This window comes from Corynebacterium sp. HMSC074C03, assembly GCF_001838285.1.
GTDB lineage: Bacteria > Actinomycetota > Actinomycetes > Mycobacteriales > Mycobacteriaceae > Corynebacterium > Corynebacterium amycolatum.
In genome coordinates this window covers 42289-54655 of record NZ_KV836194.1, presented here as the reverse complement: position 1 = coordinate 54655, position 12367 = coordinate 42289, and the positions used below count along the sequence as shown (strand labels likewise).

The 12367-nt window shown below is 58.9% G+C and carries 11 protein-coding genes; 4 read left to right on the top strand and 7 right to left on the bottom strand.

From position 1 onward, the window contains the following. Window positions 1-110: 110 nt before the first annotated feature. Complete coding sequence (locus HMPREF2847_RS01635; RefSeq protein ID WP_141765043.1) at window positions 111-698, top strand: DUF3887 domain-containing protein; 588 nt, start codon at window positions 111-113, stop codon at window positions 696-698. Between the two features lie 29 nt (window positions 699-727). Here HMPREF2847_RS01635 and smpB read toward each other — a convergent pair whose 3' ends face one another. Then, window positions 728-1231 (bottom strand): SsrA-binding protein SmpB, encoded by a 504-nt coding sequence (smpB, locus tag HMPREF2847_RS01630; RefSeq protein WP_038626299.1) that lies wholly within the window; start codon window positions 1229-1231, stop codon window positions 728-730. Between the two features lie 178 nt (window positions 1232-1409). Between smpB and HMPREF2847_RS01625 the strand changes: the two genes are divergently transcribed. From HMPREF2847_RS01625 to HMPREF2847_RS01615, 3 genes are all read left to right on the top strand, one after another. Further along, window positions 1410-3053 (top strand): AbgT family transporter, encoded by a 1644-nt coding sequence (locus tag HMPREF2847_RS01625; protein ID WP_070851298.1) that lies wholly within the window; start codon window positions 1410-1412, stop codon window positions 3051-3053. A 163-nt stretch (window positions 3054-3216) separates the two neighbouring features. After that, window positions 3217-3984 carry an alpha/beta hydrolase family protein gene (locus HMPREF2847_RS01620; protein ID WP_070851297.1) on the top strand — a complete coding sequence of 256 codons (768 nt, stop codon included), beginning with the start codon at window positions 3217-3219 and terminating at the stop codon, window positions 3982-3984. 20 nt (window positions 3985-4004) lie between these two features. Then, entirely contained in the window at window positions 4005-4991 is a 987-nt protein-coding gene (locus tag HMPREF2847_RS01615) for a cation diffusion facilitator family transporter (RefSeq protein WP_070851296.1), read from the top strand. Between the two features lie 29 nt (window positions 4992-5020). On the opposite strand, the gene HMPREF2847_RS01610 is transcribed toward HMPREF2847_RS01615, so the two are convergent. The 6 genes from HMPREF2847_RS01610 to metG form a co-directional block, all read right to left on the bottom strand. Beyond that, a complete protein-coding gene (locus HMPREF2847_RS01610) occupies window positions 5021-6850 on the bottom strand; it encodes an ABC-F family ATP-binding cassette domain-containing protein (RefSeq protein WP_070851295.1) in 1830 nt (609 codons plus the stop codon). Then, window positions 6834-7349 carry an NUDIX hydrolase gene (locus HMPREF2847_RS11195; RefSeq protein WP_070429942.1) on the bottom strand — a complete coding sequence of 172 codons (516 nt, stop codon included), beginning with the start codon at window positions 7347-7349 and terminating at the stop codon, window positions 6834-6836. The genes HMPREF2847_RS01610 and HMPREF2847_RS11195 overlap by 17 nt, the downstream gene beginning before the upstream one ends. 33 nt (window positions 7350-7382) lie before the next feature. Beyond that, window positions 7383-8288 carry a 16S rRNA (adenine(1518)-N(6)/adenine(1519)-N(6))-dimethyltransferase RsmA gene (gene rsmA, locus HMPREF2847_RS01605; RefSeq protein WP_070595362.1) on the bottom strand — a complete coding sequence of 302 codons (906 nt, stop codon included), beginning with the start codon at window positions 8286-8288 and terminating at the stop codon, window positions 7383-7385. A 65-nt stretch (window positions 8289-8353) separates the two neighbouring features. Then, window positions 8354-9493, bottom strand: coding sequence for a resuscitation-promoting factor (locus HMPREF2847_RS11895; RefSeq protein ID WP_038626312.1), 1140 nt, complete (start codon window positions 9491-9493; stop codon window positions 8354-8356). 177 nt (window positions 9494-9670) lie between these two features. Then, window positions 9671-10495 (bottom strand): TatD family hydrolase, encoded by an 825-nt coding sequence (locus HMPREF2847_RS01595; RefSeq protein WP_070851294.1) that lies wholly within the window; start codon window positions 10493-10495, stop codon window positions 9671-9673. 15 nt (window positions 10496-10510) lie between these two features. Further along, a complete protein-coding gene (gene metG / locus HMPREF2847_RS01590; RefSeq protein ID WP_070595356.1) occupies window positions 10511-12337 on the bottom strand; it encodes a methionine--tRNA ligase in 1827 nt (608 codons plus the stop codon). Between the last annotated feature and the right edge of the window lie 30 nt (window positions 12338-12367).

The window sequence follows — 12367 nt, the reverse complement described above, 5'->3', positions numbered from 1 at the left end:
ATAACGCTTTACGACGGGAAAAGTCAACAAGCTTCGCCGCAAGGCTCCGCCCCCCACCCGAATGTCAACTCCGGGTTGACACTGACGTCAACCAATGGTTGACTGCAGTCATGGATCCATTGACGACAATCCGTCACCGACTGCAAGCAACGAACATTGCCGAACAAGAACTTGAAGATGCCGTGGCGCAGGCTCGCGCAGCGGGCCATTCATGGGCAGAGATTGGAAATGTACTCAATATCTCCCGGCAAGCGGCATTCAAGCGGTTCGGAAGTGTCCAAAACCCCGTTTCAGGAGAATTGATGACTGCCACAAAAACTACACATATCGCCGAGCTCGGCGAAAAATTCCTTCGCCACATCATCAACGGCGAAGAAGCAGAAACCGTAAGCATGATTTCCCCAAAGCTCCGGAAGGATCTCCCCTGGTCCACTATCTACTCTGTCTGGGAAGATGTTCTCGCCGAGACTGGGGCGTTCGAATCTTTCGACGACACCCAAGTCACCAGCCTCGGGGGAACCAGGACTAAGGAACCGACCTCGCAGAAACTCCTGTCGAAGATTCTCGGCACAAGTCTCGTCATCACCACCCTCAAACATGAGGCTGGCGAATGGATGGCTCGAGTTGCCTTTGACCGTCACGAAAACGTCATTGGCCTACTCATCCTCCCAGTCGATGCGACTGAGTTCCCCTTCTAAAAAAGGGTCTCTTCTAATGAAGATCTCTTCTACCCCTTGATGCCCTTTACACGGCGGCCCAGCGCACGAGTAGCTTCGCGCTCCTCCGTGCGGCGCTTGATGTCCTGGCGCTTGTCATAGTCCTGCTTACCGCGGGCGAGTGCGAGCTCGACCTTCAAGCGGCCGTCGGTGAAATACAGCTTCAGGGGTACAAGCGTGTTGTTGCCATCGCGGACCTTGCCCCACAGGGTGTCAATCTCCTTGCGGTGCAACAACAGCTTGCGCGAGCGACGCGGTGAGTGATTAGTCCACGAACCGTAGGAGTACTCCGGGATATGCAGCCCGCGGAGCCACACTTCGCCGTCGTCGATGGTCGCGAAGGCGTCGTTAAGCGATGCTTTGCCCTCGCGCAGCGCCTTGACCTCAGTGCCCACGAGAACGACACCGCATTCGTAGGTGTCCAGAATGTTGTAGTCATGGCGGGCACGACGATTGGTGGCCACCACCGCGTTGTTGGCGCTGACCTTTTCTTTCTTCGACTTCTTCTTGCCCATAACCTGATTAACTCTAGTCGAAGAAGGTGCACTACAGCTATTCCCTAGCTATTCCCTTAACTTTCCCTTATGCGCCTGCTCGCACCCGACATACATATGCCTCTGGCCTTTTACGTTGTGACGCAACTTACTTTCCCCTAACCTTTTACCAACGTCTAACACAGAGGGATTTATATATATGGGACAGTCAAAAACGTTGGAACCGGACAAAGCGCCACCGAAGCCAAAGGGGTTCCTAGCAACACTGGAACGTATCGGCAACGCACTGCCAAATCCATTTTGGCTATTCGTGATTCTTGCCGGTGTAGTCATCGTTTCTTCGTGGCTCGGTGAGGCTGCGGGAATGCAGGCCAAGGATCCCGCGTCGGGTGACATCATCGAGGTGGAAAGCCTTGCTACCGCAGAGTACCTGCAAAAGATGGTTTCTGAGGCGGTAACGAACTTCACGGACTTCGCACCAGTTGGCCTGATTCTGGTGTGCATGCTCGGTGTTGCAATTGCGGAGTACTCCGGTTACATCGGCTCGGCAATCCGCGCGGCAATTTCCAAGGTGCACTCCCCTGTCCTGCTGACATTCATTGTTGCACTGGCCGGCGTGACTGGTTCGATCGCTTCTGATGCCGTCTACGTGATTCTCATTCCGCTGGGTGCCGCCTCATTCGCCGCAGTTGGTCGTAACCCCATTGTCGGTGCGATGGTCGCCTTTGCCGCCTCGTCAGCCGGGTTCAATTCGTCGCTGGTGCTCAACATCACCGATGTGCTGCTGGCGGGTATCTCCACGCATGCGGCGCACTTCGTGGATCCGGAATACGTGGTTTCACCTCTGGCCAACTACTTCTTCACCATGGCTTCGTCCATTGTGCTGGCTCTGATTATTACCGCCGTTACTGAACTGTTTATTACCAAGCACGTGGAGAAGACCGTCCACGACGACCACATTGACCACGATGCCGCGGAATTCACCAAACCGGGCGCTTCGGAGGAAGCTGCCGAGGAAAACGCCAAGAAGGAGGAGCGGAACACCGCACCTAGCAGCTCCAGCAATGGCCGCGACAAGCTAATCCTCAACGATGCCGAACGACGTGGCCTCCGCTACGGCAACATCGCCGCTGTCATCTTCCTGGCGCTTTGGTTCGCTGCCCTGTTCATCCCGGGTTCGCCTCTGCGCGGCGAAGGCGACGGCATCTTGAATTCCGTGCTGCTTACCGACGTCGTGGTGTCCATTGCCGTCTTCTTCGCAGTGGTCGGCATTGCGTACGGCATCGGTGCCAAAACCATCACCTCCTCTGCAGACGTGCCCGCCTTCATGGAACGTGGCCTGGGTACACTGACCACAATGATGGTGCTCTTCTTCGCCGTCTCGCAGTTCACGGCCTACTTCAAGTGGTCCAATATCGGTCAGTGGACCGCTATCAAGGGCTCCGAATTCCTGACCAAGGCGGATCTGCCGCCGCTGTTGCTCTTTGCTGCCTTCGTCCTGATGGTGGCTGTTCTCAACCTGCTGATTACCTCGGGCTCCGCACAGTGGGCTCTGATGGCGCCGGTCGTTGTGCCGATGCTGATGTACGTCAACGTCTCCCCAGAGGTCTCCCAGCAGCTATTCCGTATTGGTGACTCCCCGACCAACATCATTACGCCGATGTCTCCGTACTTCGCGCTGGCGCTTACCTTCCTGCAGAAGTACTACAAGCCGGCGGGTGTCGGCACGCTAATGTCACTGGCCATCCCGTACTCGCTGTGCATGATCGTGGGCTGGTTCCTATTCTTTGTCCTGTGGTACCTCGCGGGCATTCCGCTGGGGCCGGGGGTTCCGGTGCGTTAACTCACAGCCACTAGGAGATTGAGGGATTGGTCGAATTTTTCGCCCAATCCCTCACTTATTTGTGGCACCCGGGCTTAATATTGCGTACGGTCGCCACCACAACGGGCGTCGTAAAGCGAAAACGTACACACATTGAGCACACACTGAGACGCGGATATAACCTATGCCAACAAAGCACCTAAAATTTACGGGATCGACCGGCGAGACTCTGGCTGCATCAATTGATTTGCCGGACGGTCAGCCACGCGCGTGGGCGCTATTTGGTCATTGCTTCACGTGTAATCGAATGGTGCCCGGCGCGTCACGCACCTGTAAGGCGCTGGCGAAGAAGGGCATTGCGGCATTCCGGTTCGACTTCACTGGTCTTGGGCAGTCCACTGGCGATTTCGGTGAGACGACGTTCCAGACCAACATCGATGACCTTAAGGCCGCCTACGAGTTCATGGAGGCAGAATTTGAGGCCCCCTCGCTACTGATTGGGCACTCGCTCGGTGGCGCAGCGGCGCTGAACGCCGGCCACGATATGCCGAAGGTCAAGGCGGTTGCGACAATCGGTGCACCCTTCGATCCGGCACACTCGATTGTGCGCATCGCCGGTGACATTTCGACGGTCGATGAGCACGGCACGCAGGTTCTGCAGATTGAAGGTCGTGGCATTCCCATCTCCCGTGAGTTCTTGGAAGTGTTGGCGGACTACAACCCGGAGGTCTATCTCAGCCAGCTGCGCAAGCCGCTGCTTATTCTGCATTCCCCGACCGACCAGACTGTTGGTATCGATAGCGCCCAGAAGATTTTCCAGGTCTCTCGCTATCCAAAATCCCTGATGAGCTTGGATCGCGCAGACCACTTGCTCACTCGCGCTAAGTCCGCCGCGCGCGCTGCTGACCTGATTTATGCGTGGGCGGATAGCTATCTTCCGGAGGCTGAATAACCCTGTTATCATTAGGGGTTATGGACACAACTGAACACTCTGGCCACTCACACGGCCACGGTCACTCACACGGTCATTCACACGGCCACGGTCACGGCCATGACCACGCTCATATTGACCCCGCGAACACTCCTGCCCGCCGCCTGCTCGCGGCTGCGGGTCTAACTCTTGTCGTATTTCTCGCCGAGCTCATCGGCGGCTTGGTCTCGGGTTCACTGGCGCTGCTGGCAGATGCCGGTCATATGGTGACGGACTCCGCAGGCCTGCTTATGGCAGTTGCCGGTTTGGCTATCGCCCAGCGCGGAGCCAATCACCGCGCGACGTACGGGTACCGTCGTGTTGAGGTTCTGACTGCTCTCGTCAACGGTCTGACAGTTTTCATCATTGCCGCTGTGATTCTCTGGGGCGCAATCCGGCGATTCGGGTCAGTGGAGCAATCTGAGATTCAAACCACGTCGATGCTCATCATCGCAGTCATCGGCCTGCTCACCAATGTGATTGCGGCGTTTCTGCTCGCCGGCGCTGCAAAGGAAAGCGTCAACGTCCGCGGCGCGTATCTGCACGTGCTTGTCGACGCCGCTGGTTCGGTCGCCGTCATTATCTCCGCTATCGCTATCGCATACACCGGCTGGACTGCCATCGACTCTGTGGTCTCCATCGTGATTGCGCTCTTCATCGTCCCCCGAGCCGCCGTTCTGGTGCGCGACTGTCTCCACGTGTTGCTGGAGTACACCCCGAAGGGCGTCGACACCGAGAAAATTACTGCTGACCTGTCTGACTTGGACGGAGTGGTCGATGTCCACGATCTCCACGTCTGGTCCCTCAACGGCAGCGACCTACTGGCATCTGTCCATCTCGTGCGCTGCGACACGCTCCCCAACGGCGACGAGCACGCATTGCTCGACCGCGCGCAGACACTGCTTCACGACGTCCACGGGATTGAACACGCCACGGTGCAGATTGAAAGAACCGGGCACGCTGACCACGAGTACCCGGCTCATACCTAGTTTGTTCGGCTAGTAGCTGAAGTAAGGTGCTAGCCCTCGAGCTGCTCGCCTAGCTCCAGCCACTCCATCTCCAGCTCTGCCTTCTGCTCAGCCACCTCCGCAGCACGGCGATCGAGGTCCGCCAGCTTTTGTGTGTCCAAGTTGGCTACATCAGCACTCGCTTCCGCCATCTGCGCATGCAGTTCACTTTCTTGCTGGCTGAGCTTCGCCATCTTCCGCTCCAGGGCACTCATCTTCTTCTGGACAGCATGAGCTTCCGCAGCCGAGAGCTTCGAGGTATCCTCCTCTGAAGCTGCGCCACGGGTCTGCGGACTACCGGCATTTGCTTGAGAGGCACCACCACTAGCGGCCGAGTCGGCCAGCTGTGCGCGACGCTGGAGGTACTGACTAATCCCGCCAGGCAAGTTCGTCAGCTCGCCATCGCCGAAGAGGGCCCAGGTCGAGTCGGCAATACGCTCAATCAGGTAGCGGTCGTGCGAGATGACCACCAACGTGCCCGGCCAATTGTCCAGCAGGTCTTCCAATTCCTGCAGCGTGTCAATATCCAGGTCATTCGTCGGCTCGTCGAGCAGCAGGAAGTTCGGCTCACTCATCAACACGCGTGTGAGTTGCAAGCGACGGCGCTCACCGCCGGAGAGGTCTGCGATTGGGGTGCGCTGCCGCTTCGGGGAAAAACCCAGTCGCTCCGCCAGTTGCGAGGCGCTAATCTGCTTCTTGCCCAGGTCAATGTAGGTCGCCACGTCCTCCACAGCGTCGAGCACACGCATATCCAGCGGCAGATCATCGAGCTCCTGTCGCAGCCAACCCAGGCGCACCGTCTTGCCCTCAATCCGCTTGCCATCGCTTAAGGGGTAGTCTCCCGCCAATGCGCGCAACAAAGTCGTCTTACCCGAGCCGTTGACACCGACCAGGCCAATGCGCTCGCCGGGGGCCAGACGCCACGTGACGTCGTTAAGCAATTCCCTACCATCGGGCGTTTCCAGGGACGCATGCTCTAGCTCCACGACCACCTTGCCCTGTCGACGCTGCGAAAACGCCATCAACTCCACGGAATCACGCGGCGCCGGGACATCGGCGATGAGAGCCTCAGCTGCTTCGATGCGGTAGCGAGGCTTCGAGGTGCGGGCCGGCGCACCCCGGCGCAACCACGCGAGTTCCTTACGCGCAAGGTTCTGGCGACGCTGCTCGGCGGCATCGGCTTGGCGCGCACGCTCGGCACGCGCGAACGTCCAGTCGTTGTAACCGCCATCGTAAAAATCGACGGTGCCGTCGTGGACTTCCCACGTCTTCGTGGCAACGGTATCCAGGAACCAACGATCGTGCGTGACGACGACCAGGGCTGTCCGGCGCGAAAGGACATGATCGGCCAACCACTGCACACCCTCAATATCGAGGTGGTTCGTTGGCTCATCGAGAATGAGCAGATCCAGATCTCGGACCAGTGCGGCCGCCAGGTTAACGCGACGGCGCTCACCACCGGAGAGATTGGCGACCTTGGTATCCATACCGAGGTCATTGATACCGATGCCATCGAGGACCTCGCGGATGGAAGCGTTACCCGCCCACTCGTGTTCAGCGAGTCCCAGCGGTGCAATGACGCACTCAAACACGGTGGAATTCGGGTCGAGCTCGGCGCCCTGGGTGACATGAGCCATGGCCATGTCGTTGGCTCGCGAGATACGTCCGGAGTCCGCCGGCTCCACGCCTGCCAGAATCTTCAGCAGTGTGGACTTGCCGCCACCGTTCAAACCGACAACGCCGATGCGGTCGCCCTCTTGAACACCGAGGCTGACGCCGTCGAGCAGAGTCTTGAGCCCGAAGGACTTAGAAATATTCTCGCAATTAATCAGATTCGCCATGATGAGTATTTATTGTGCCCCATTCGACGTTGCCAAGCACACGCCGAACATACCAAGCCACCGGCAGCTCCTCGAACTGCTCTCGGGTTACCCATTTAAATTCCGGATGCTCGCCGCTGAGCTGGACATTCTGCGTGTCGTCGGCCTCGCGTACTAGAAAGGTCACCGTGTGGAAGCGGAAATTCTCCCCGCCCAAGTCCGGATTGGAATAATGGGCAAATTCGCTGACCTCCGCTGCGCGCAAGCCGGCCTCTTCACGCAGTTCGCGCACAGCGGCCTCCACGGGCTCCTCCCCCGCGTCTAGCTTGCCACCGGGCAAATCCCACTGGCCCCCGAGGAAGCCCTCGTATTCACGCAGCAGAAGCAGCAAGCGGTCACCTCGGAAAACTATGCAGTTGCACACCCAGCCGTCGTCGTCAGGCCAGAACTTAGTCCAAGCCAGGCTGCGCGGTTCGCGCCGGCCGATCTCGGCCCTACTGGGGGTGTCATCACGGTGCATGGGGGAAAGATCGCCTGTCCTTTATTAAAAGCGCTAGTCTCGTGAGACCTCAGCGAGGCGAACGAAATCGGCAATTTCGAGCTTCTCTCCTCGCTGCTTGGGGTCAATCCCCGCTGCCATAAGCGCTTCTTCGGCTGCGGCACCAGATCCGTAAATCCCCGATAGGGCCGCACGGAGGGTCTTGCGGCGTTGCGCAAAAGCAGCGTCGATAAGCGGGAAAAGGCGCGCGCGAAATTGCGGCGAAATCTCCCACGGAGCCTCGGGGGCATCGGCGGCATTGGGGTTCTCAGGAGCGTCGGAGCGGGCGTAGCAGTCAATGCGCACAAGCCCGGAATCAACCTTCGGGACCGGCCAAAAGACGTGCGGACCAATGGCACCGGCGCGACGCACTGTGCCGTAGTAGGCGGCCTTGACGCTGGGGACGCCGTAAATCTTGGAGCCCGGCTGAGCCGCCAGCCGGTCAGCGACCTCAGACTGCACCATCACGAGCACGCGGCGGATGGTGGGGAGCTCGGCAAGCATGTGCAGCAACACCGGTACAGAAACGTTGTATGGCAGATTGGCCACCAGCGCATCTGGGGCGGTCCGAAAGTCCTCGCGACTGACTTTCAACGCATCTTTCTCAATGAGCTCTAGCGCGCAGCCGTCAGCGCGCTCAGCGACTGTCTGGGGCAAACGCTCCGCCAACCGAGAATCGATTTCAACAGCCGCGGCGCGGCCGCAGTGTTCGAGCAGCCCGAGGGTCAGCGAGCCCAAGCCGGGGCCGACCTCAACAGGGTAGGAATCCTCCGGCAAGTCCGCCGCAGCGACAATTCGACGCACGGTGTTGGCGTCGTGGACGAAGTTCTGCCCCAATTTCTTCGTCGGGACAATATCCAACTGCGCCGCCAAGTCGCGCACTTCGACCGGCCCCAGGAAAGAAACTTCTGCTTTAGTCACAGTTAGATACTACGGGGTCAAAAGACAAAATAGGTTTAGCTCGTTTTGGCTAGTCTGAACTAGCTTTAACGAAGCCCCATGGAAGCGGTGCAAGCGGGCCATGCACCCCAACCCTGACCAGCCTGGACGCGCTCGGCGACAGCGATCTGCTGCTCGCGGGAAGCCTGCGATGCACGCGGTGCATACTCAGTACCGCCGTAAGCTGCCCAGGTGGAATCGGTGAACTGTAGACCACCGGAGAAACCGTTACCGGTATCGATAGCCCAGTCGCCGCCGGACTCACACTGAGCCAGCTGATCCCACACACCGTAGCCAGCGGCCGGAGCTGCAATGCGAGACTTAGTGCCCTGGCGGATAGTGGAGATACCCGGAGCCTTTAGCTCCTTTTCTTCCAGGACCTCGCGTCCGAGCTCTTCGCCGTCGCGAGAGGTGACCTTGACCTGACGTTCTACCTGGCCCGGCTCACCCTCCTGCTCAACGATGCGCTCGTCTTCGAACATCGAATCATCTTCAATGATGTTCTCGTGAGCTGGAATTTCCTCAGTCTCGGTGATGGTCTTATCAATCAGACGAGACAGCGCGATGCGCATGCCTTCAGTGACCGGCGCATCCAGACCCGGCTCAACGGTGTCGTCTTCACGCAGCTCAATGCCACGCTGTGCCAGTACATCACCGACGGTCATAGCCGGGACGGTCAGGTCGATGTCCTTGGCATCGTCGTGAAGCACAATATTCTTGGCACGAACGACGTCGAGTTCGACCCCCTTAGCGGAAATCTCGCCCTTTTCGACCTCGACCTTGTCCTTATCGGAGATGAGCCCCTGCTTCTTCAGACCTTCAATCAGCTCATCGGTAGTGATGGCATTGGTCTTGTGCTCCTGCGGCTTGCCATCGACAATCATCGTGACCGGCTTGGCAGAGCGGTAGACCAGCTTGCCGCCGTCCGTGAGGTCGCCCTGACGCTGAACCAGGTCTCCGCCGGTGGTTTCGACACCAGCCTTCTCTAGAATGGCCTTGTCATCCTTGGACCAGGTTGCAATTTGCTCGACCTTGCCGTCAATTTCGACGGTGATGGTGTCGTAGTTGGATGCTGCGACAGTGCCACCCAGAGCAACAGCAGCGACCAGACCGCCAGCAGCGATCTTGGACGAAGTGGAGACTCCGTCGTTAGCACGATTGAGATGACGCTTCTTCGCAGCACTCACGGGGTTCGTCACAGCCTTTCGGAGGATGGGCAGCTATCAGATGAAAGAAATACAGTTTGTAACAGTACGGTAAAGATTCAGTGTTGTCTAAAATATATCGATAAAAGTGACGGGAAATACAACAAACCGCCCCGGCTGCATTTCCACAGCTCAGGGCGGCAATACGCCGGCACGTGCTTAAATGCCGTACACCCGACGTGCGTTATCCGTCAAAACCTGCGCCATCTCCTCCGCCCCGATTTCTCGGGCCGCAGCCATCGCACGCGCCTGATGACCGATAAAAGTTGACTCATTGCGCGCACCTCGGAACGGCTCCGCGGTCATGTACGGAGCATCGGTTTCCACCAGCAGCTGCTCCGCCGGCGCCTCAGCCACAGCCTGCCGCAGGTAATCATTGCGTTTGAAGGTCACGTTTCCGGTAAAGCTCAGTAGGTAACCGCGCGCAATGGCCTCGCGGGCAACCTCAATGGGCGAGGAGAAGCAGTGCAAAATGACCGTATTGTCATAGCCGTCCAACGCCGCCATCAGATCTTCATCGGCATCGCGGTTATGAATCATCAACGGCTTGCCGACGGTTGCTGCGAGCTCCATATGCCACTGCAACGCAGCCAGCTGTTCGCTCTTCGACGCGCAGCCGTCGAGAGAATCCAGCCAGTACCAATCCAATCCCGTCTCCCCCACTGCCACAACCCTGGGGTCGGCAGCCATTTCGGTCAGACGGGCCTTGGCGTCGTCGTCAAGCTCGTGCGCGCGCGTCGGATGGATGGCGGCGGCGGCCCAGACGTTGGGGTGCGCGTGTGCGGCGGTAAAGGCCAGTTCGGTTTCCGGCATGCCATCGCCGACCGTGCAAACTCCGACGACGCCCGCTGCGGCGGCACGGTCCATGAGAGCCGCAATCTCCTCCGGAGTTTGCGCCCCGCAGGACGCGAGATGCGTGTGGGCGTCAAACAGCGGAGTGAGATACTCCGCGGGTTCTGCAATTTTGCGTTTGCGCTTTCCCATTCTTCTACTGCGCCCCTACTTCACCTGTGCCCACTCAGGGCCGTGCTCAGCCAGCTCAGAGTCGAGCTTGGAGAAAATCGGCTTCGGCTTGACAAGCTGCGTACCCGGCTCAATGTCGAAGCGATGCCAGGCGGCCTTCTGATTGACGTAGTCACCAGTGATGATTGGGTAGCTCCTGCCCTCTGCCGGCAAGTCTGCGCCGACCGGTTCGACCGGCATGTCGTCCTCGACTTCCTGGACTTCCGGCATTGCGGCCCAGATGCCCTCGCCGCCCAGGGTCTCGAAGACCTTCTGCGCGCTTTCCGGCAGGTACGGGGTCAGCAGGACATTGGCGTCGCTGACTACCTGCAGCGCTGTCCACAACACAGTGGCGAGACGCTCACGCTGGGACTCGTCCTTCGCCAGCTTCCACGGCTCCTGCGCAGCAATGTAGGCGTTCGCCTCCCCGACCAGGTGCATTGCGGCAGTGATACCAGCGCGGAAACGGGATAGCGCGAGTGCGTCACCCACCTCGGCGAAGGAGCGCTCAGCCAGGTCGAGCAGTTCACGGTCAGCGTCGGTGAGCTCGCCCGGAGTTGGCACCTCACCGAAGTTCTTGAAAGCCATGGACACGGTGCGGTTGACCAGGTTTCCCCAGGAGTTGGCCAGCTCGTTATTCACGCGGCGGACAAACTCATCCCAGGTAAAGTCGGTGTCCTGGTTTTCCGGACCAGCCATGGCGATGAAGTAGCGCAGCGGATCCGGACCGAACTCCGCCAGGAAGTCCTTCACATAGATGACAACGCCCTTGGAAGAGGAGAACTTCGAGCCCGACATGGTCAGGTACTCCGAGGAGACGACCTCCGTCGGCAGGTTCAACTCACCGAGCTCCCCGACTTTGCCTCCGCGGGAGCCTTCGCCACGGTAGCCCAGCAGCTCAGCCGGCCAAATCTGGGAGTGGAAGGTGATGTTGTCCTTGCCCATGAAGTAGTAGGACAGCGCCTCCGGGTCATTCCACCACTTGCGCCATGCTTCCGGGTCACCGATGCGCCAGGCCCACTCGATGGAAGCGGATAGGTAACCGACGACAGCGTCGAACCAAACGTAGAGTTTCTTGGTTCCGTTTTCCGACCAGCCCTCCAGCGGAATCGGAACACCCCAGTCAATGTCACGGCTCATTGCGCGCGGACGGATGTCCTTCAGGATGTTCAGGGAGAATTTCAGTACATTTGGGCGCCAGTCCTTGCGCTCTTGAAGCCACTCGGTCAGGGCCTCTGCCAGCGCTGGCAGGTCTAGCAGGAAGTGCTCAGTTTCAACGAACTTCGGGGTCTCGCCGTTGATTTTCGACACCGGATCGATCAGATCGGCCGGGTCAAGCTGGTTACCGCAGTTGTCACACTGATCACCGCGGGCACCGGACGCACCACAGATTGGGCAGGTACCTTCGATGTAACGATCCGGCAGCGTCCGACCTGTCGACGGGGAAATCGCACCCATCGTGGTCTGCTTGACCATGTAGCCGTTTTCGTAGAGCCCGCGGAAGAGCTCCTGGACAATCGCGTAGTGGTTGCGCGTGGTAGTGCGCGTAAACAGGTCGTAGGAAAGCCCCAGACCCGCGAGGTCCTGCACAATCTGGCGGTTGTAACGGTCGGCCAATTCCTGGACAGAAACGCCTTCCTTCTCCGCTTGCACAAGCAGTGGCGTGCCATGCTCATCAGTACCGGAGACCATCAGCACGTCATTGCCAATCATTCGCTGGTAGCGAGCGAAAACGTCCGAGGGGACTCCGAAACCTGCAACATGGCCGATATGTCGCGGACCGTTAGCGTACGGCCACGCAACTGCTGTGAAAATGCGAGACATATCTAACAGGGTAATAGATGACCTGCCATC